This window comes from Leclercia adecarboxylata, assembly GCF_035787115.1.
GTDB lineage: Bacteria > Pseudomonadota > Gammaproteobacteria > Enterobacterales > Enterobacteriaceae > Enterobacter > Enterobacter adecarboxylatus_E.
This window is the reverse complement of record NZ_JALKTL010000002.1, coordinates 108510-127413: the sequence shown is the minus strand read 5'-3', so window position 1 is coordinate 127413 and position 18904 is coordinate 108510. Positions and strand designations below refer to the sequence as shown.

Here is an 18904-nt window from a genome sequence, read left to right as displayed (position 1 = left end):
TATTATCCGCGATCGTTTTACATTAGCAAACCGTAACCGCACGCTGGGTAAATGAGGTCTCCACTGGGGCGCTAGCGTGTCGCCTGAACCAGCGTCAGGCGGGCCGGCGGGGTAAAGAAAATATCTCCGGCCACCGCGCTTGAAAGTTTACGGGCGCCCAGCCCCACCAGCGTGCAGAGCAGCAGGCTGGCAAAGGGATAGAACAGCACCAGCGTCAGCTCAGCCCACACCGGCCAGGCGCCACCATTCAGCTCGTGAATTAAGAACAGGCTCACCCCTTCGATAAGGATGCGATGGGTGGTGTAAATCGCAATGGTGTTGGAGCCAATCACGTTAAGCAGATTGTCAGGCCCGACGGCGTAGCGCTGCTCAAGGCGGTAAAACAGGGTCATAATCGCTAAAATTGACAGCAGCGACAGCGGCAGGGGAACGTTGGCGAACCACAGCACAACGGACACCGCCGCGAAAGCCTCAATCGCCAGCCAGTCCCGCCGCCACACCCTGGCCTGCATCCAGGCCATCAGCTGCACGCCGTACCAGGCGCCCAGGCTGTAATAAATCATATTGCGTACCACGCTGTTCATTCCCCACCACGGCAGCGGCATAAAGTTGATGGCGATACTGGCCAGCGCCAGCAGTCCGATCAGCGGCACTCTCCAGCGGCTCAGCAGTTTGCAAAGAGTGAAATAGACCACCAGGGCATAGAGATACCACAGGCTGGTGCTGGCGGTGAGCATCCCGGAGATAAAGCCGGTCGGCGAGTCGGCATAGGCGGCGTTAGAGGTAGTATTCAGCTCGCGCTCCGGAGCCAGCCAGGCGTTGAGGTGGGTCAGCGCCTGCCACTGCAATACTCCCCACAGCAAAAGGACCCAGACAATGCTCCACAGCCGCTTGTCGAGGCTGCTTTTCCAGCTCACATCATCGATATAGCGGCGGATTAAATAACCCGAAATAAAGAAAAACACCGGCATACGAAACGGGGCGAGATAGAGATTGAAATAGACCCAGCATTTGGCGAGCAGCGCCGACAGCGGCGAATGCAGCGCGTTCAGATGCGGATAAAAGGTGATCACCGAGTGGTAAATCACCACCAGGCAGATACAAAGCCCCTTTATCTGGTTAATCCATAATGTTTTTTGTTTCATCGCTTACCGGATCCTGTTGTGACCTTAATCGAACGGGTAAGTGTGTTGGGGGGCAGTCAGGATGTAACGGGTAAGAGTCTGTATCCGGATGATTTTCAGAAAAACTGCAAATAACAGCGAGTGCCTGGGCTTCTTATGGGAGAGAGTATTGCGCTGATTTACCGTGCTTTTTCAGACAAATGGTAAGCAAAGCTTACGGTTTCAGTCATTTACCCTTAGCGGATTCGCTTATATACTCGTGGGTCTGCTATCAGCAAACAGACGGATTTCATGTACCAACCTGTCGCACTATTCATAGGCCTGCGTTATATGCGTGGGCGCGCCGCGGACCGCTTCGGTCGCTTTGTCTCCTGGCTTTCCACCATTGGCATTACGCTTGGCGTGATGGCGCTGGTGACGGTTCTCTCCGTTATGAACGGCTTTGAGCGCGAGCTGCAAAATAACATTCTGGGGCTGATGCCGCAGGCGATCCTCTCCTCCGGCAACGGCTCGGTGAACCCGCAGCAGCTTCCCGAAAGTGCCGTGAAGCTGCAGGGCGTAAGCCGGGTAGCGCCGATCACCTCCGGTGATGTGGTGCTGCAAAGCGCGCGTAGCGTGGCGGTGGGAGTGATGCTGGGCATCGACCCGGCGCAAAAAGATCCGCTCACGCCCTACCTGGTTAACGTCAAACAGACCGATCTGGCTCCCGGCCAGTACAACGTTATCCTCGGTGAACAGCTTGCCGGGCAGCTGGGCGTCAACCGCGGCGATCAGCTCCGCGTAATGGTGCCCTCTGCCAGCCAGTTCACCCCGATGGGACGTCTGCCGAGCCAGCGCCTTTTTAACGTGATCGGCACCTTCGCCGCTAACAGCGAAGTGGACGGTTACCAGATGCTGGTCAACATTCAGGACGCGTCGCGCCTGATGCGCTACCCGCTCGGCAATATCACCGGCTGGCGTCTGTGGCTCAACGAGCCGCTGAAGGTGGATGTGTTAAGCCAGCAAACCCTGCCGGAAGGGACCAAATGGCAGGACTGGCGCGAACGTAAGGGCGAGCTGTTCCAGGCCGTGCGGATGGAAAAAAACATGATGGGCCTGCTGCTGAGCCTGATTGTGGCGGTCGCCGCGTTTAACATTATTACCTCGCTTGGCCTGATGGTGATGGAGAAGCAGGGTGAAGTGGCGATTTTACAAACCCAGGGGCTGACGCCGCGGCAGATCATGGCTGTCTTTATGGTACAGGGCGCCAGCGCAGGGATCGTCGGGGCACTGCTTGGAGCGGTACTCGGCACCCTGCTCGCCAGCCAGCTCAATAACCTGATGCCGATTATCGGCGCGTTGCTCGACGGCGCGGCACTGCCGGTGGCTATTGAGCCGCTGCAGGTAGTCGGCATTGCGCTGGCTGCGATGGCCATCGCGTTACTCTCCACGCTTTATCCTTCCTGGCGCGCTGCCGCCACCCAACCCGCTGAGGCTTTACGTTATGAATAAGATCCTGTTGCAATGCGACAACCTGTGCAAACGCTATCAGGAAGGCACGGTGCAGACGGATGTCCTGCACAATGTCAGCTTCAGCGTCGGGGAAGGGGAGATGATGGCGATCGTCGGCACTTCCGGCTCCGGTAAAAGCACCTTGCTGCACCTGCTCGGCGGACTGGATACGCCAACCTCGGGCGACGTGGTGTTCTCCGGTACGCCGCTGAGCACCATGTCATCAAGCGCCAAGGCCGATCTGCGTAACCGCGAGCTGGGCTTTATCTACCAGTTCCACCACCTGCTGCCCGATTTTACGGCACTGGAAAACGTGGCGATGCCGCTGTTGATCGGCAAAAAGAAACCGGCGGAAATTAACGCCCGCGCTAGCGATATGCTGAAAGCGGTCGGCCTGGGCCATCGCGGCAATCACCGCCCTTCCGAGCTCTCTGGCGGCGAGCGCCAGCGTGTGGCAATTGCCCGTGCGCTGGTGAACAACCCGCGCCTGGTGCTGGCGGATGAACCGACCGGTAACCTGGATGCCCGCAACGCTGACAGCATTTTCCAGCTCCTCGGCGAACTGAATGCCTCCCAGGGCACCGCATTTCTGGTGGTGACCCACGATCTGCAGCTGGCGAAACGCATGTCCCGCCAGCTGGAGATGCGTGACGGTCATCTGAATACCGAGCTGACCCTTATGGGGGCAGATTGATGGCTTCACCGTTATCGTTACTCATCGGTCTGCGCTTTAGCCGGGGCCGCCGTCGCAGCGGCATGGTGTCGCTGATTTCTGTCATCTCCACCGTTGGCATTGCGCTCGGTGTGGCGGTGCTGATTGTTGGCCTCAGCGCCATGAACGGCTTTGAACGCGAGCTGAACAACCGCATTCTGGCGGTGGTGCCACACGGCGAAATCGAGCCGGTAAACCAGCCGTGGAATAACTGGAACGACGCCCTGAACAAAGTGGAGAAGGTGTCGGGCGTTGCCGCTGCCGCACCCTATATCAACTTTACCGGGCTGGTGGAGAGCGGCGCGAACCTGCGCGCCATCCAGGTGAAAGGGGTAAACTCGCGCCAGGAAGAGAAGCTCAGCGCGCTGCCACAGTTTATTCAGAAGGATGCATGGGCAAACTTTAAAGCCGGCGAGCAGCAGATCATTATCGGTAAGGGCGTGGCCGATGCGCTGAAAGTGAAGCAGGGCGACTGGGTGTCGATCATGATCCCGAACGCCAGCGCCGATCATAAGCTGCAGCAGCCGAAGCGCGTGCGCCTGCACGTGACCGGTATTCTGCAACTGAGCGGCCAGCTCGATCACAGCTTTGCCATGGTGCCGCTGGAAGATGCCCGCCAGTATCTGGATATGGGCAGCAGCGTCACCGGGATCGCCATCAAGGTTAACGACGTCTTTAACGCCAACAAACTGGTGCGCGACGCCGGGGAAGTGATCGACAGCTATGTCTACATCAAGAGCTGGATCGGCACTTACGGTTATATGTATCGTGATATCCAGATGATCCGCGCCATCATGTACCTGGCGATGGTGCTGGTGATCGGCGTGGCCTGCTTTAACATCGTCTCCACCCTGGTGATGGCGGTGAAAGACAAGAGCGGCGACATTGCGGTGCTGCGTACCCTCGGGGCGAAAGACGGTCTTATTCGTGCCATTTTCGTCTGGTATGGTCTGCTGGCAGGGCTGCTGGGCAGCCTGTGCGGGGTGGTCATCGGGGTGGTGGTGTCGCTGCAGCTGACGCCGATCATCAACGGTATTGAGGCCCTGATTGGCCATCAGTTCCTGTCGGGCGATATCTATTTTATTGACTTCCTGCCGTCTGAATTGCACTGGCTGGACGTTTTTTATGTGCTGGTAACGGCACTTTTACTGAGTCTGCTGGCAAGCTGGTATCCGGCGCGTCGCGCAAGCCGAATTGATCCGGCGAGGGTATTAAGTGGCCAGTAATTACGTCATGATTTATCGTCTTATACGCACAATAATTCGGGCTGAATCAAGGCGGCAAGTCTGAGAATCCCCATGAGCTTACTCAGGTAAGTGACTGGGATGAACAGACGCAGCCAACGCAGAGGCAGCCTGAAGGATGAAGTGTATAGCCGCTGGATCAGAAAGAGGAATGCACTATGTATTACGGATTTGATATTGGCGGCACCAAAATCGCGCTGGGCGTATTTGATACCAACCTTAAGCTGCAGTGGGAAACCCGTGTTCCCACTCCCCGCGAAAGCTATGATGAATTTTTAACCGTCATTGCCGCGCTGGTGGCCCAGGCCGATGAGCGCTTTGGCATAAAAGGCACGGTGGGTATTGGCATTCCGGGGATGCCCGAAACCGACGACGGTACGCTGTATGCCGCCAACGTTCCCGCCGCCAGCGGCAAGCCGCTGCGCGCCGATCTGACCCGCCTCCTTGAGCGCGACGTGCGCCTCGACAATGATGCCAACTGCTTTGCCCTCTCCGAAGCCTGGGATGATGAGTTCCGCCAGTATCCGCTGGTGATGGGGCTTATCCTCGGCACCGGCGTCGGCGGCGGGATTGTGGTCGATGGCAAACCGGTGACCGGGCGCAGCTATATCACCGGCGAGTTTGGCCATATCCGGCTACCGGTGGATGCGATGGAGGTGGTCGGGCGGGATTTCCCGTTAATCCGCTGCGGTTGCGGCCAGCACGGCTGCATCGAGAACTATCTCTCGGGCCGTGGATTTGCATGGCTTTATGAACACTTCTATCATCAAAAACGTCAGGCACCTGAAATCATCGCGCTGTGGGAACAGGGGGATGAGCAGGCCGTTGAGCACGTCGAGCGGTATCTCGATCTGCTGGCGGTCTGTCTGGGTAACATCCTGACGATTGTCGATCCTGACCTGCTGGTGATCGGCGGAGGATTATCAAACTTTACGGCTATCGCCGAACGGTTGTCCGGACGATTGCCGCGTCATTTATTGCCGGTTGCCCGCGTCCCGCGCATTGAGCGCGCACGCCATGGCGATGCCGGCGGAATGCGCGGCGCCGCATTCCTCCATCTCACCCGCTAGCCATACGAGGTTTTTATGCTGTCGCGTCGGTCGCTTCGACTCAGCCGTTTTCGCAAAAACAAACGCCGCTTGCGTGAACGCTTACGCCAGCGAATTTTCTTCCAGGATGTGGCAATGCCGGAATTGATGGAAAAACCAAGAGTACTGGTCCTGACCGGGGCGGGGATTTCCGCAGAGTCGGGCATTCGAACCTTTCGCGCGACCGACGGGTTGTGGGAAGAGCATCGGGTTGAAGACGTGGCGACACCGGAAGGTTTTGCCCGTAATCCGGAACTGGTGCAGAGCTTCTACAACGCCCGCCGCCGCCAGCTGCAGTCACCGGATATCGCCCCTAACGCGGCGCATCTGGCGCTGGCTAAACTCGAAGAGGCACTGGGAGATCGGTTTCTGCTGGTGACGCAGAACATCGATAACCTGCATGAACGCGCGGGCAACCGCAACGTGATTCATATGCACGGTGAACTGCTGAAGGTGCGCTGTTCCAGCAGCGGCCAGGTATTCAACTGGACCGGCGATGTGACCCTTGATGACAAATGCCACTGCTGCCAGTTCCCGGCTCCGCTGCGCCCTCATGTGGTGTGGTTTGGCGAAATGCCGCTGGGAATGGACGAGATATATAGCGCGCTGGCGATGGCAGATGTGTTTGTCGCCATCGGCACCTCCGGGCATGTCTATCCGGCAGCGGGATTTGTGCACGAGGCGAAGCTGCACGGGGCGCATACGGTTGAGCTGAACCTCGAGCCGAGCCAGGTCGGCAGCGAATTTGAAGAGAAAACTTACGGACTGGCCAGCGAAGTTGTGCCGGAGTTTGTGGATAAGCTGCTTAAGGGATTGTAAGCGCTACAATGCGCGAAGAGCAGACGTTCTTCGCGCAAATTTTTAAGGAACGACAGGAACAGGTTATGGATAACCCGCTAATTATATCGGCCATTATTTTTATTGTGGCGTTAGGGATAGGGCTGTGGAGCCAGTGTTCCCTGCCTCGCCTTTCTGACAGTAGAAATATTCTGTTCATTCTCTTTTTGTACCTCGGCATTGTGTCCGCTGGCTCTTGTATATTTAACCTGGTATACCTGCTGTTTACCGGGCAACTTGCGCATGGCGATGTGCAGCTGCTCGGCACGATTGCTACGCTGGTCGTGCTGTGGAGGCCGCTGATGTATGTGGTTGGCAAAATTGATGACGCGTTGCAAAAAATATCGGAGTAAATATTTAAGCGGCACGAATCAACGCCAGATATCCGCAAAGCCCTGACAACAATGCAGGACCTTACGCAGTTAAAAATAAAATAATTAATCTATTGTGTATCTGTTGTTGATTCGACCTGTACCTCGTCAGACCACGGCGTCTCCGGCAGCCTGCGCATAATTCGCCTCATTGCCAGAGCGTCCAGTAAAATGGTTGGCACCATAATAAAAGCAAGTAGCCAGAAAAAAGGATTCCTGACGGGGAAAATAGTTGTCCATTTATCATGTTCATTGACACGCGACAGCGTCCGGCTACTCAATCTCGTCACGCAATATTTATAGGAGTATTTATTTTCTATTGATATTAAATGAACGGGTGTCATCAGGCCATTCATATAGTTTCTGCACCACGCCCAGGATTCCGCATAACTCAAAAGAGTATCTGCAATATCGGTAGAGAAGCGGGAGACTTGATAAAATAAAGGCGCGTTATCATCGCTGATGATCAGCCAGTTTTTTCTCCCGTCAGTCGAGGGGGCTTGCCACTTATACCATGTCCGGGAGCCCGCGGTTCCGGAACCGTTACTAAAATGGGCTTCAATGTCCTTCCAGTCATAAATCAGCGTTTCGACAGGCCATTTTGCAAAGATATTACGCGTGGGACGATACGTTTGAACATACACGCGTTGTCGTTTGCGATTCAGCCTGACGAGTAACGTTTTGGGGTGGGTAATGACGACACGCAACGCGTGGATGCTGCTATAGAACATCAGGATGAGTATAACCTCAACCAGAATAAATACGGGAGAATACCCAATAATTGGGCCAATAAAAAAAATAGATAACAGAAAGGGGATTACTGTCAGAAGCGGCATTGTTACGCCAGACCATTCGCTTCTGGGGACGTGTCTTACGATATCACAATAAATGTCGTTGACGGCGACTACACCGAAGAGGGGCGGCGCTTTTCTCTGCGCTTTTTTTGACATAATGCATCCTTGTATAGTGTTACCTGTAGTCCTTTAAATCAGGAAACTCAATGCCTGTGTCTTGTTAACGGTCGTAAAAATAATGTCGATGCAGAAAAAAGAGAATAAAGAACGTTACTGTTCAGCTTCATATGTACTTATCCTTGTACCAATGAGTCATGCCGGGTCGAAACCCGGCATATTATTGCATTATCGTCCTGCCTTCAACTTCTGGTAATACTCTTCATACAGGCGGCTGGCGTCGCCCACGTCATTCTGCCACTCGCCTTTACTGATGATTTGCGCATCCGGGTAGAGTGACTTATCGTTAGCCACTTCCGGGCTCAGCAGCTTGCGAGCGGCCAGATTAGGCGTCGGATAGCCGATGGTCTCTGCCACCTGTTTTGCCACATCCGGGCGCAGCAGGAAGTTAATCAGCTTCAGAGCCCCGTCCACGTTTTTGGCATTGGCCGGAATAGCCAGGCTGTCCATCCAGAAGATCCCGCCCTCCGCAGGCCACACAATTTCCAGCGGCGTACCGGCCTGACGCGCTACGTATGCCGAACCGTTCCACACCATCCCGACGTTGACTTCCCCTTCCATATAGGGGTTGGCCGGATTGTCGGAGTTGAAGGCGGCGACGTTTGGCATCAGTTTCTGCAGCTCGTGATATGCCGCTTCAATCTCTTTCGGATCGGTAGTGTTGCCGGAGTAGCCCAGCTTACGCAGCGCAATCTGGAATACTTCGCGCGCGTCATCGGTCAGCAGCAATCCGCCTTTATAATCCGGTTTCCACAGGTCAGCCCAGCTCGTCACCGATTTCGGATCCATTGCCTCGCTGTTGATCCCGATAGCCGTCGCGCCCCAGATATACGGAATGGAGTAGTCATTATTGGGGTCAAACGGCTTGTTAAGCATCTCCGGATCGAGATTTGAAAAATTGGTTAGCTTCGTTTTGTCGATCTTCTGGATCATGCCCTCTTTACGCATCTTGTCGACAAAATAGGTCGACGGAACCACCAGATCGTAGGCACCATCTTTATAGGTTTTGAGCTTGGCGTACATGGTTTCATTCGACTCGTAAGTCGAATAGATCACCTTGATGCCGGTCTCTTTGGTGAACTGCTCCAGCAGGCCTGGCGGCACATACTCGGTCCAGTTGTAGAAATAGAGCGTTTTACTGTCGTCCGCGTGCGCAGCGCTCATACCCATTGCCAGAGCGCCTGCTGCGAGCAGGTGGCGTGACCATTTCATCATTTATACGTCCCCTGAGATTTTGTTTTATCACGAGCAATAAGCTGGCTGGCGATCACCAGAACCAGCGATAACATCAACAGAACGGTCGCCAGCGCGTTCACCTCAGGTGAAACGCCGACTTTCACCATTGAATAGATCTTCAACGGCAGAATTTCATAGCTCGGCCCGGTGACGAAGGACGAAACCACAACGTCATCCATCGACAGGGTAAAGCTGAGCAGCCATCCTGCCGCCACGGCGGGCATCGCCAGCGGCAGGATAATTTTGCGCAGGATGGTCATTTCGCTGGCACCCAGATCTTTCGCTGCTTCCAGCATCCGCACATCAAAGCCTTTCAGACGGGAGTAGACTGTCACCACCACAAACGGCAGGCAGAAAGTAATGTGCGAGAAGAGCAGCGACCAGAAGCCAAGCTGGATCCCCAGCAGCATAAACAGTACCAGCAGCGAGATAGCCATCACGATGTCCGGGGACATCATCACCACAAACAGCATGCCGCTGACGAAGGGCTTGCCGCGAAAACGGTAGCGGTAGAGCGCCACCGCTGTCAGCGAGCCAATCAGGGTGGCGAGGGTGGCCGAGAAAATAGCCATCGTCAGGGAGTGCTGCGCCGCCTGCAGCAGACTGTCGTTATTCATCAACAGGCTGTACCACTGAGTGGTGAATCCCTGCCAGTTAATGCCAAAGCGCGAGCTGTTAAAGGAATTCACGATCAGAATAATGATCGGAATATAGAGGTACGCATAAATGGCGGTCATAAAACCGCCGCGGAGCAGGCGACCGATCATTCAAGTTCCCCTTTACTGTTGAGCAGCCGCGACGCGCGCCAGTAAACCAGCAGCATCAGGCCCATTACCAGCGTCAGGGTGATACTGGTGGCCGATCCGAATGGCCAGTCGCGAATATTCAGGAACTGGCTCTTGATGACGTTGCCGATAAGCAGGTTTTTAGCCCCGCCCATCAGGTCGGAGACGTAGAACAGCCCCATCGCCGGCAGCATCACCAGCAGGCAGCCGGCAATGATCCCGGGCATGGTCAGCGGGATGATGATGCGGATAAAGGTCTGCAGCTTGCTGGCACCCAGATCTCTTGCCGCCTCCAGCAGGGGTTTATCCAGCTTCTCGATGCTGGAGTAGAGCGGCATCACCATAAACGGCAGCAGGATATAGACCAGCCCCACGATCACCGCGCTGGGGGTGAACATGATGCGGATTGGGGTATCAATGACGCCCAGCCACAGCAGAAACTCGTTCAGATAGCCTTTGGTGCTGAGAAAGATCTTCAGACCATAAATGCGGATCAGGGAGTTGGTCCAGAAAGGCACAATCAGCAGGAACAGCAGCAGTGGACGCACCTTCGTTGGCAGCTTCGCCAGAAACCAGGCGAAAGGATAGCCCAGCACCAGGCAGGCCAGGGTGGCAATCAGCGCCATATTGAGCGAATGGAGCAGGACCTGGAAATAGAGCGGATCGAGCAGACGCGCGTAGTTTTCCAGCGTAAAGACCAGCGAGACGAAATGGGCGTCATCACGGGTCAGGAAGCTGGTGGCAATGATCATCAGGTTGGGTAAAAAGACAAACAACACAAGCCAACCGACGATAGTGGCGATCACCACATTCTGGAATTTACTTGTGTTCTTCATCAGCCAGCACAACCTCCCAGCTTTCTACCCAGTTAATGACCATTTTTTGATTGAGCGAGTGGTCGAAATCAGGATCGTCTTCGTTAAAAAATTCACTGACGATCACCATCTTGCCGTTTTCCAGCTCAACCACCGACTCAAGCGTCATGCCTTTATAGTTGCGCTCGCGGATATAGCCGATTAACCCTTCGGCTTCGGTTTCGTCGTGGATCTCATCGACGCGCAAATCTTCCGGACGCAGCAGGACGTTCAACTGTTGTCCCGGTTCAACGGCAAAATTGACGAAGATATTGCAGTCGCGGCCTTCAACGCTGGCGAGCACCCGCTGCTCGTCGAGACGTTCAATAACGGTAGCACTGAAGATATTGATTTCACCAATAAAGCTGGCGACAAACAGGTTTTTGGGTTCTTCGTAGATCTCACGCGGGGTACCGTCCTGCTCGATTTTGCCGTCGCGCATCACCACGATGCGATCGGACATGGTCAGCGCCTCTTCCTGATCGTGGGTGACAAAGACGAAGGTGATCCCGAGCTTACGCTGCAACGCCTTGAGTTCGTTCTGCATCTGCTTGCGCAGCTTGTAGTCCAGCGCGGAAAGGGACTCGTCCAGCAGCAACAGGCGTGGCTTATTGACCACGGCACGGGCGATGGCGACACGCTGTTGTTGTCCGCCCGAAAGTTGATGTGGCTTACGCTGGGCGAAGGTTTCGAGCTGCACCATGCGCAGGGCATCGGTGACGCGCGGGGTAATTTCGCTGGCGGGCGTTTTTTGCATCCGCAGACCAAAGGCGACGTTTTCGAAAACCGTCATGTGCGGGAAAAGTGCATAACTTTGAAAGACGGTATTGACGTGACGGTGTTCAGCAGGAACCTGAGTAATGTCCTGATTTTCCAGATGGATGTGACCGCGATCGACGTTATCCAGCCCGGCAATAAGGCGAAGCACTGTCGTTTTACCACAGCCCGAAGGCCCCAGTAGCGTAAGAAATTCGCCGTTGTTGATGGTTAAATCGAGGTCGGAAATGACGGTTTTTCCGTCAAAGCTTTTACGAATTCCGGCCAGTCGCACCAACGGTGACAGTGAAGCGGGTTGTGTATTCAATTTTTGATTCAGTCCCATATCGACGCTGCAAAAGCTTATCGCAGCGGGGTTTGTGGTTAACCACCTTGGTGAAACGTAATGAGGGCGGACATTCTACGGGAATCCTCCGGAATCGCCAATCCTTGTTACCCATTGATAAGCTACATTTATTAGCAAAGGGTGAGATAAACGGAAATATTCTCGTTTACGGGATAAAAGTGACCTGACGCAATATTTGGGTTTTGATGCTTATTGATAATGTTGTCACAAAAAGTGAGGGTGACTGCATGGATAAATTACTTGAGCGTTTTTTACAGTACGTATCGCTGGATACCCAATCAAAGCCGGGTGTTCGCCAGGTACCAAGCACTGAAGGCCAGTGGAAACTGTTACAGCTGTTAAAAAACCAGCTGGAGGAGCTGGGGCTTGTCAACGTGACCTTAAGCGAAAAAGGGACGGTGATGGGCACGCTACCTGCGAATGTCAGCGGTAATATTCCAGCCATTGGCTTTATTTCCCATGTTGATACCTCACCGGATTTTAGCGGTAAAAACGTTAATCCGCAGATTGTTGAGAACTATCGGGGCGGTGATATCGCCCTTGGCATCGGTGACGAAGTGCTATCGCCGGTGATGTTCCCGGTCTTACATCAGCTGCTCGGCCAGACGCTCATCACAACCGATGGCAAAACGCTGCTGGGTGCTGATGATAAAGCGGGCGTTGCGGAGATCATGACCGCGCTGGCGGTGCTAAAAAACAGCACGGTTCCTCACGGCGATATCCGCGTCGCCTTTACCCCCGATGAAGAGGTGGGAAAAGGGGCGAAGCATTTTGACGTCGAAGCCTTTGATGCCCGCTGGGCCTATACCGTTGACGGCGGCGGGGTGGGCGAACTGGAGTTCGAAAATTTTAATGCCGCATCGGTTAACATCCGTATCGTCGGCAATAACGTCCATCCCGGCACCGCAAAAGGAGTAATGGTGAATGCCCTGTCGCTGGCGGCGCGCATTCATGCTGAAGTCCCGGCAGATGAAAGCCCGGAAAAAACCGAAGGGTATGAGGGCTTCTACCATCTCACCAGCGTCAAAGGAACGGTAGATCGTGCGGATATGCACTACATCATCCGCGATTTCAACCGCGACGGATTTGAAGCACGTAAGCGCAAAATGATGGACATTGCCAAAAAGGTGGGTAAAGGATTACACCCGGACTGCTACATTGAGCTGGTCATTGAGGACAGCTATTACAATATGCATGAAAAGGTGATTGAGCATCCCTACATCCTTGAAGTGGCGCAGCAGGCGATGCGTGACTGCGACGTCGAGCCGCAGCTCAAACCGATTCGCGGCGGCACGGATGGTGCGCAGCTCTCCTTTATGGGGCTACCCTGTCCGAATCTCTTTACCGGCGGCTATAACTACCACGGTAAGCATGAGTTCGTGACCCTGGAGGGCATGGAGAAAGCCGTGCAGGTGATCGTGCGGATTGCCGAATTAACGGCGAAGCAGCAGTAGGAAATTGCCCGGTTCCCCGGGTCCATTCGTAAGCCGGGTAAGGCACAGCCGCCACCCGGCCTGCTCGGTCTTTGTAGGCCCGGTAAGCGGAGCGCTACCGGGCGTTACTACTCACAAACGACTCAGTCCTCGAAGAACCAGTACCCGCTATTAACCAGTGCCGCCAGCATGGCGAGGAACGAGGGATCGTCCAGCGCATCGCCGAAATGCTCCGCTGTCAGCACCATATGGCTGGCAAGGGCCTCCAGCGCCGGACGGTGCGGAGAATCCAGCTGTTCGCCATTAACGTACACCTTTTCGCCAATGCGTAACACGCGTAATCCGCCCAGACGTGCCAGCTTGTCGCCCTGCTGCAGGGCATCGTAGACTTCATCCGGCTGATACGGCGGCTCCGGCAGGGAGACGTCCAGTTCGTGGCGGGACTGGCTGATAAACTCTCCGATCCACTGATTAAAGTGCTCGGGCTGGTTAATCAGATCCAGCATCATCCCGCGCAGCTGATCCAGCTCCTGCGGCAGAATATCGGCCGGATGCTCGCGGGAAGGAACCGCCGGATCGCTGAAGCGATGACTGCCCAGCTCGCGTTGCAGAACGTAATCGGCAAACCCGCTGATCATCTCGCGGCCGCTTGGGGCGCGGAACCCCACCGAATAGTTCATCGAGTTCTCAAGGGAATACCCCTCGTGCGGGAAGCCCGGCGGAATATAGAGAATGTCGCCCGGTTCCAGCTCTTCATCGATGATGCCGACAAAGGGATCGACCTGCAGCAGATCGGGGTGTGGGCAGTGCTGCTTCATCGGCACCTTCTCACCCACGCGCCAGCGACGGCGGCCGGTACCCTGAATAATGAACACATCGTACTGATCCAGATGCGGGCCAACGCCGCCCCCAGGCACGGAGAAGGAGATCATCAGATCGTCCATACGCCAGTCGGGCAGAGCGCGGAACGGCAGCATCAGGGCTGCGGCGGGCTGATGCCAGTGGTTAACCGCCTGCACCAGTAACGACCAGTTGCTCTCGCCCAGGTGATCGTAACTTTCAAACGGACCGTGACTGACCTGCCATTTCCCATCCTGATGGCTGACGAGACGGCTATCGACTTCGCTCTCCATGGCCAGGCCTGCCAGCTCATCGGGAGAGATCGGATCGACGAAATTGGCGATGCCGCGTTTCAGAACCACCGGACGCTTTTGCCAGTAACGTTCGATAAAGTCGGGCCAGTTAAGTGCTAATTGATAATCCATATTTATATTCCGCAGGCTTTTACTGACTCGGATTATAACGGAAGCTCAGCGGCCTGCGTGTGAGAATCACGCTTTTTTCATCCAGGCGCTTAACTCTCGTCGCTTGTCAGGTGCTGACGGGCAAAAATCGCCTCCATTCGGGCGCCACCCAGCAGGCTGTCACTGGTCTCGATCCTGCCGTCATACTGCTCCACAATGTCGCGCGCAACCGACAGGCCAACCCCCTGGCCGGGGCGTAAGGTGTCGGCGCGCTGTCCGCGATCGAAGACCTGGTCGCGTTTGCCCTGTGGGATCCCGGGGCCATCATCCTCAACAATGATGTACAGTTGATCTTCTCCCTGACGGGCCGACACTTCCACAAACTCAAGACAGTATTTGCAGGCGTTATCGAGCAAGTTGCCCATCACCTCCATAAAATCGTTTTTTTCGCCCACAAAGCTGATTTCAGGCGAGATATCGAGGGTAATGTTGACCCCTTTGCGCTGGTAAACTTTATTCAGCGCGGAGGTCAGGCTGTCAAGCAGCGGGGCGACAGGGTGCAGCTCCCGGCTCAGCAGAGTGCTGCCGGTTCGCATGCTGGCACGGTGCAGGTAATAGCCAATCTGCTGTGAGATACGGCTGATCTGTTCCAGCATTATCGGTTCCGCTTCATCGGCGCTCAGCTTCGCGCTACGCAGGGAGCGCATCGTGCTCTGCATCACCGCCAGCGGTGTTTTGAGGCTGTGCGTCAGATCGGTGAGCGTGGTGCGGTACTTATCGTAACGTTCACGCTCGCTTTTCAGCAGCCGGTTGAGGTTACGCACCAGGCTGGTGAGTTCCCGGGTGGTGTTGGGGTTAAGTTTTTCCCGGTGATGCTCTTCGAGCTCGCGCACCTCTTTTGCCAGCGACTCGATAGGCCGCAGGCTCCACCAGGCGGCCAGCCAGAGCAGGGGGATCACCAGCAGCAGGTTGGCGGCGAGCACGTACACGAACCAGTTCCACACCATATAGGAGCGTTTCAGCTCCACCGGAATGGTGTCGATAACGACAATCGTCAGCTGGGGCATTTCGAGGGTAGCGGGATAGATATTGACTGCTACCGAGTGGGTCAGCTCGCTGTCGTTATCATCTTCGCGGATCTCAGCCAACTCCTGCTGCATATTATGATCGTTACCGAGCAGCACGCTGGTGGCATCGACATTCGCCTCCAGCTCATGAAAGCCGTTGGCTCTTAACCACTCCGGGCGGATACTTTTTATCAGCCAGGGGACGTCGCGCTGGGCCCACAACAGCTTCCCTTTTTCATCGTAAATCAGCGACATGGTCGGGCTCTGGCGATCCAGATGTTCGGGCATATCAATGCTGATTTTATTGTTTTCCCATGTCGCGAGGGTATAGAACAGATTGCTTTCGCCGCGCAGCAGACGGAAGGTGGTTTTATCGAAACTGACGCTGTAGCCTACCAGCGCGACCATCCCGTAGGCCAGTGAGAGCACCAGCACCACCACCGCTGTCGCCAGCAGGAACCGAAACCGCAGCGACAGAGGCAGAAAGTGACGCAAGAGATTTTTCATTTAGCGTAATTCGAAAAGATAGCCCTGCCCGCGCACGGTGGTAATGACATCCTCCGGGTACTGCGCCTGAATTTTTTTCCGCAGACGCCCCATCAGGACATCAATAGTGTGGCTTTCGCGCAGTTCCGCGTCGGGGTAGAGCTGGAGCATCAGGGAATCTTTGCTCACCACCTTGCCGCTGTTACGGATCAGCGTCTCCATGATGGTGTACTCAAAGGCCGTCAGCTTGATCACCTCGTCGTTAATCGCCAGTTCGCGGCGGGAGAGATCGACCTGAAAAGGCGGAATAGAGATCACCTGCGAGGCCAGGCCGCTGTTGCGACGCATTAACGCCTGCATGCGGGCAGCGACCTCTTCAATATGGAAAGGTTTGGTGACGTAGTCATCGGCGCCTGCGCTGAGCACTTCGACCTTATCCTGCCAGCCTTCACGGGCGGTTAAGACCAGTACCGGCAAAGAGACGTCGTGGCTGCGCCAGCGGCGGATCAGCGACAGGCCATCTTCATCAGGCAGACCGAGGTCAACGATGGCGATATCGGGCAGGTGTTCGTTGAGATAGTAATCGGCTTCTTTGGCATCTTCGGCATCATCCACCTGATGACCCATTTCCTGAAGCTGAACCTTCAGGTGATGACGTAGCAACGCATTATCCTCAACAACCAGTACGCGCATCATCGCTTCTCCCTAATATGAATGGTCAGAGTAGTTTAACGCTGATTATGTTGCGGCGGGGATAAACATTTCATAAACCGGGGGGAGGGAACCCTCTTTCCGGGCGGAAAGAGGGTAAAAAGCCTTATTTCAGCTCATCAACCATCGCAATGGCGCGACCGATGTAGTTGGCTGGCGTCATCGCTTTCAGGCGGGTTTTCTCTTCATCCGGCAGGGCCAGACCGTCGATAAACTGCTTCATGCCTTCGGCGTCAACACGCTTGCCGCGGGTCAGCTCTTTCAGTTTTTCATACGGCTTTTCGATGCCATAGCGGCGCATCACGGTCTGGATGGGCTCAGCCAGCACTTCCCAGTTGTGATCCAGCTCGTCGAGCAGACGCTCGCGGTTCACTTCCAGCTTGCTCACGCCTTTCAGGGTGGATTGATAGGCGATCAGCGCGTAGCCAATGCCGACACCCAGGTTACGCAGCACGGTGGAGTCGGTCAGATCGCGCTGCCAGCGGGAAACCGGCAGTTTGCTGGCCATATGTTGCAGCAGCGCGTTCGCCAGGCCCAGGTTGCCTTCGGAGTTTTCGAAGTCGATCGGGTTGACCTTGTGCGGCATGGTGGAGGAACCGATTTCACCGGCGATGGTCTTCTGCTTGAAGTGGTTCAGGGCAATGTAACCCCAGATGTCGCGGTCGAAGTCGATCAGAATGGTGTTGAAGCGCGCGATGCAGTCGAACAGCTCGGCGATGTAGTCGTGCGGCTCGATCTGGGTGGTGTACGGGTTCCACTGAATGCCCAGAGAGGTCACGAACTCTTCGCTGAACTGGTGCCAGTCCACTTCCGGGTAGGCGGCGATGTGCGCATTGTAGTTACCTACGGCGCCGTTGATTTTACCGAGGATCTCCACCTGTTCCAGCTGGCGGTACTGACGCTCCATACGGTACGCGACGTTCGCCATCTCTTTGCCGATGGTAGATGGCGTTGCTGGCTGACCGTGGGTACGGGAGAGTAGCGGGATATCGCGATATTCAACCGCCAGCGCTTTCACCGCATCAATGATTTTGCGCCAGTACGGTAGCACCACGTCCTGACGTGCGGTAGCGAGCATCAGCGCGTGAGAAAGGTTATTGATATCTTCGGAGGTGCAGGCGAAGTGAATGAATTCCGATACCGCATGCAGCGCCGGGATGTTTGCCACTTTCTCTTTCAGGAAATACTCAACCGCCTTCACGTCGTGGTTGGTGGTGCGCTCAATGGTTTTGATGCGCGCGGCATCTTCTTCATTGAATTCTGCGACAATTTTATCGAGGTAATCGTTTGCCTGGCTGTCAAAAGCAGGAACTTCCTTGATTGCTGCCTGCGCGGCCAGCTTTTGCAGCCAGCGTACTTCAACCTGTACACGGAATTTCAGCAGACCATATTCGCTGAAGATCCCGCGCAGCGCGCTGACTTTATCGCCGTAGCGTCCATCGACAGGGGAAACGGCGGTCAGTGAGGATAATTCCATAGTTCGCAACTCCGGGAGGTTAACAATGAGCAAGAATTTGTTTTGCCTGAGTCGTCAGGCGATTACGGTAAAACATTAACTGCAGGCGGCCACCGCCAACCTGCTGCCACAACACCGCGGCACGAATACCGGCCAGCAGAGAGGCACGCACTTTGGCCTGCACCTGAGGGCTTTGCAGTACGGCAGGGGAGCCAGTGACCTGGATACGTGGCCCCAGTGGACTGATCACATCCACATAGATGCCCGCCATGGCGCTGAGCAAAGTGTCGGATTGCAGTTCGAAATGGTCGAGCTGACGCTGCAGGCCGCCAATGCGATCGCCAAGGGTATCCATCGCCCCTTTGGCGGCATTCAGCTTGCGCTCCAGCACCATCATGCTGAGGGTGTAACGGGTCAGTTCGGCGTTGAGCCCCTGACGGTTGCTGGCATTTAATACACCGAGCAACGTTTCCAGACCGAGGCGAAGATTTGCTTCGCTACCACCGAACACGCCGAGGGTGGAGCTGGGGTTCAGATCGACAACGCTGTTGAGCGAAACGTGCAGCGCGTCAGCATCGCAGTGGCCCTGATGCGCCAGCTGTTGCACCAGACGGGCCGACTGGCAAATTCCCGCCAGCGCCAGGGTGATGTCATAAAAGTTCTTCGCCACA

18 protein-coding genes are annotated in these 18904 nt (G+C 55.4%); 7 read left to right on the top strand and 11 right to left on the bottom strand.

All coding sequences use genetic code 11. From position 1 onward, the window contains the following. Window positions 1-71: 71 nt before the first annotated feature. Window positions 72-1145, bottom strand: a complete 1074-nt coding sequence (locus tag MXM41_RS08045; RefSeq protein WP_325931024.1) for an acyltransferase family protein — start codon at window positions 1143-1145, stop codon at window positions 72-74. Window positions 1146-1415: 270 nt separating this feature from the next. On the opposite strand from MXM41_RS08045, the gene lolC reads away from it, so the two are divergent. The 6 genes from lolC to MXM41_RS08015 all read left to right on the top strand — a co-directional run bounded on the left by lolC (window position 1416) and on the right by MXM41_RS08015 (window position 6849). Further along, window positions 1416-2615 (top strand): lipoprotein-releasing ABC transporter permease subunit LolC, encoded by a 1200-nt coding sequence (gene lolC, locus MXM41_RS08040; protein ID WP_325931022.1) that lies wholly within the window; start codon window positions 1416-1418, stop codon window positions 2613-2615. Beyond that, the gene (gene lolD / locus MXM41_RS08035) at window positions 2608-3309 is read left to right on the top strand and encodes a lipoprotein-releasing ABC transporter ATP-binding protein LolD (protein ID WP_325931020.1); all 702 of its coding nucleotides are present in this window, start codon (window positions 2608-2610) and stop codon (window positions 3307-3309) included. The genes lolC and lolD overlap by 8 nt, the downstream gene beginning before the upstream one ends. Beyond that, the gene (gene lolE / locus MXM41_RS08030) at window positions 3309-4553 is read left to right on the top strand and encodes a lipoprotein-releasing ABC transporter permease subunit LolE (RefSeq protein ID WP_325931019.1); all 1245 of its coding nucleotides are present in this window, start codon (window positions 3309-3311) and stop codon (window positions 4551-4553) included. The genes lolD and lolE overlap by 1 nt, the downstream gene beginning before the upstream one ends. A 176-nt stretch (window positions 4554-4729) precedes the next feature. Continuing rightward, a complete protein-coding gene (gene nagK / locus MXM41_RS08025; RefSeq protein ID WP_325931017.1) occupies window positions 4730-5641 on the top strand; it encodes an N-acetylglucosamine kinase in 912 nt (303 codons plus the stop codon). Between the two features lie 15 nt (window positions 5642-5656). Beyond that, window positions 5657-6478 carry a Sir2 family NAD+-dependent deacetylase gene (gene cobB / locus MXM41_RS08020; protein ID WP_325931016.1) on the top strand — a complete coding sequence of 274 codons (822 nt, stop codon included), beginning with the start codon at window positions 5657-5659 and terminating at the stop codon, window positions 6476-6478. Window positions 6479-6543: 65 nt separating this feature from the next. Next, window positions 6544-6849: a hypothetical protein gene (locus MXM41_RS08015; protein ID WP_325931015.1), complete on the top strand. Its 306-nt coding sequence runs from the start codon at window positions 6544-6546 to the stop codon at window positions 6847-6849. A gap of 89 nt (window positions 6850-6938) precedes the next feature. Here MXM41_RS08015 and MXM41_RS08010 read toward each other — a convergent pair whose 3' ends face one another. The 5 genes from MXM41_RS08010 to potA all read right to left on the bottom strand — a co-directional run bounded on the left by MXM41_RS08010 (window position 6939) and on the right by potA (window position 11815). After that, window positions 6939-7817, bottom strand: coding sequence for a DUF6708 domain-containing protein (locus MXM41_RS08010; RefSeq protein WP_325931014.1), 879 nt, complete (start codon window positions 7815-7817; stop codon window positions 6939-6941). 189 nt (window positions 7818-8006) lie between these two features. Then, complete coding sequence (gene potD / locus MXM41_RS08005) at window positions 8007-9053, bottom strand: spermidine/putrescine ABC transporter substrate-binding protein PotD (protein ID WP_325931013.1); 1047 nt, start codon at window positions 9051-9053, stop codon at window positions 8007-8009. Continuing rightward, complete coding sequence (potC, locus tag MXM41_RS08000) at window positions 9050-9841, bottom strand: spermidine/putrescine ABC transporter permease PotC (protein ID WP_325931012.1); 792 nt, start codon at window positions 9839-9841, stop codon at window positions 9050-9052. The genes potD and potC overlap by 4 nt, the downstream gene beginning before the upstream one ends. Next, on the bottom strand, window positions 9838-10695 hold the full coding sequence (gene potB, locus MXM41_RS07995; RefSeq protein ID WP_325931011.1) for a spermidine/putrescine ABC transporter permease PotB: 858 nt from the start codon (window positions 10693-10695) through the stop codon (window positions 9838-9840). The genes potC and potB overlap by 4 nt, the downstream gene beginning before the upstream one ends. Further along, window positions 10679-11815 carry a spermidine/putrescine ABC transporter ATP-binding protein PotA gene (gene potA / locus MXM41_RS07990; RefSeq protein ID WP_325931010.1) on the bottom strand — a complete coding sequence of 379 codons (1137 nt, stop codon included), beginning with the start codon at window positions 11813-11815 and terminating at the stop codon, window positions 10679-10681. The genes potB and potA overlap by 17 nt, the downstream gene beginning before the upstream one ends. 248 nt (window positions 11816-12063) lie before the next feature. Between potA and pepT the strand changes: the two genes are divergently transcribed. Beyond that, window positions 12064-13290, top strand: a complete 1227-nt coding sequence (gene pepT / locus MXM41_RS07985; protein WP_325931009.1) for a peptidase T — start codon at window positions 12064-12066, stop codon at window positions 13288-13290. A gap of 122 nt (window positions 13291-13412) precedes the next feature. Here the strand turns inward: pepT and MXM41_RS07980 are convergent, their stop codons facing one another. The 5 genes from MXM41_RS07980 to hflD all read right to left on the bottom strand — a co-directional run bounded on the left by MXM41_RS07980 (window position 13413) and on the right by hflD (window position 18903). After that, on the bottom strand, window positions 13413-14534 hold the full coding sequence (locus tag MXM41_RS07980) for a cupin domain-containing protein (RefSeq protein ID WP_325931008.1): 1122 nt from the start codon (window positions 14532-14534) through the stop codon (window positions 13413-13415). A gap of 89 nt (window positions 14535-14623) precedes the next feature. Next, on the bottom strand, window positions 14624-16087 hold the full coding sequence (gene phoQ / locus MXM41_RS07975; protein WP_325931007.1) for a two-component system sensor histidine kinase PhoQ: 1464 nt from the start codon (window positions 16085-16087) through the stop codon (window positions 14624-14626). Next, entirely contained in the window at window positions 16088-16759 is a 672-nt protein-coding gene (phoP, locus tag MXM41_RS07970; RefSeq protein ID WP_039028964.1) for a two-component system response regulator PhoP, read from the bottom strand. A gap of 124 nt (window positions 16760-16883) precedes the next feature. Then, window positions 16884-18254, bottom strand: coding sequence for an adenylosuccinate lyase (gene purB / locus MXM41_RS07965; RefSeq protein ID WP_325931006.1), 1371 nt, complete (start codon window positions 18252-18254; stop codon window positions 16884-16886). 19 nt (window positions 18255-18273) lie between these two features. Then, the gene (hflD, locus tag MXM41_RS07960; RefSeq protein ID WP_325931005.1) at window positions 18274-18903 is read right to left on the bottom strand and encodes a high frequency lysogenization protein HflD; all 630 of its coding nucleotides are present in this window, start codon (window positions 18901-18903) and stop codon (window positions 18274-18276) included. Window position 18904: the final 1 nt, after the last annotated feature.

Excerpts from the sequence above, each read along its gene's own strand:
- phoP (WP_039028964.1), bottom strand. The coding sequence starts at position 16,759 with ATGCGCGTACTGGTTGTTGAGGATAATGCGTTGCTACGTCATCACCTG.
- lolC (WP_325931022.1), top strand. The coding sequence starts at position 1,416 with ATGTACCAACCTGTCGCACTATTCATAGGCCTGCGTTATATGCGTGGG.
- purB (WP_325931006.1), bottom strand. The coding sequence starts at position 18,254 with ATGGAATTATCCTCACTGACCGCCGTTTCCCCTGTCGATGGACGCTAC.
- MXM41_RS07980 (WP_325931008.1), bottom strand. The coding sequence starts at position 14,534 with ATGGATTATCAATTAGCACTTAACTGGCCCGACTTTATCGAACGTTAC.
- potB (WP_325931011.1), bottom strand. The coding sequence starts at position 10,695 with ATGAAGAACACAAGTAAATTCCAGAATGTGGTGATCGCCACTATCGTC.
- lolD (WP_325931020.1), top strand. The coding sequence starts at position 2,608 with ATGAATAAGATCCTGTTGCAATGCGACAACCTGTGCAAACGCTATCAG.
- phoQ (WP_325931007.1), bottom strand. The coding sequence starts at position 16,087 with ATGAAAAATCTCTTGCGTCACTTTCTGCCTCTGTCGCTGCGGTTTCGG.
- pepT (WP_325931009.1), top strand. The coding sequence starts at position 12,064 with ATGGATAAATTACTTGAGCGTTTTTTACAGTACGTATCGCTGGATACC.
- potA (WP_325931010.1), bottom strand. The coding sequence starts at position 11,815 with ATGGGACTGAATCAAAAATTGAATACACAACCCGCTTCACTGTCACCG.
- MXM41_RS08045 (WP_325931024.1), bottom strand. The coding sequence starts at position 1,145 with ATGAAACAAAAAACATTATGGATTAACCAGATAAAGGGGCTTTGTATC.
- nagK (WP_325931017.1), top strand. The coding sequence starts at position 4,730 with ATGTATTACGGATTTGATATTGGCGGCACCAAAATCGCGCTGGGCGTA.
- potD (WP_325931013.1), bottom strand. The coding sequence starts at position 9,053 with ATGATGAAATGGTCACGCCACCTGCTCGCAGCAGGCGCTCTGGCAATG.
- cobB (WP_325931016.1), top strand. The coding sequence starts at position 5,657 with ATGCTGTCGCGTCGGTCGCTTCGACTCAGCCGTTTTCGCAAAAACAAA.
- lolE (WP_325931019.1), top strand. The coding sequence starts at position 3,309 with ATGGCTTCACCGTTATCGTTACTCATCGGTCTGCGCTTTAGCCGGGGC.
- potC (WP_325931012.1), bottom strand. The coding sequence starts at position 9,841 with ATGATCGGTCGCCTGCTCCGCGGCGGTTTTATGACCGCCATTTATGCG.
- MXM41_RS08010 (WP_325931014.1), bottom strand. The coding sequence starts at position 7,817 with ATGTCAAAAAAAGCGCAGAGAAAAGCGCCGCCCCTCTTCGGTGTAGTC.
- MXM41_RS08015 (WP_325931015.1), top strand. The coding sequence starts at position 6,544 with ATGGATAACCCGCTAATTATATCGGCCATTATTTTTATTGTGGCGTTA.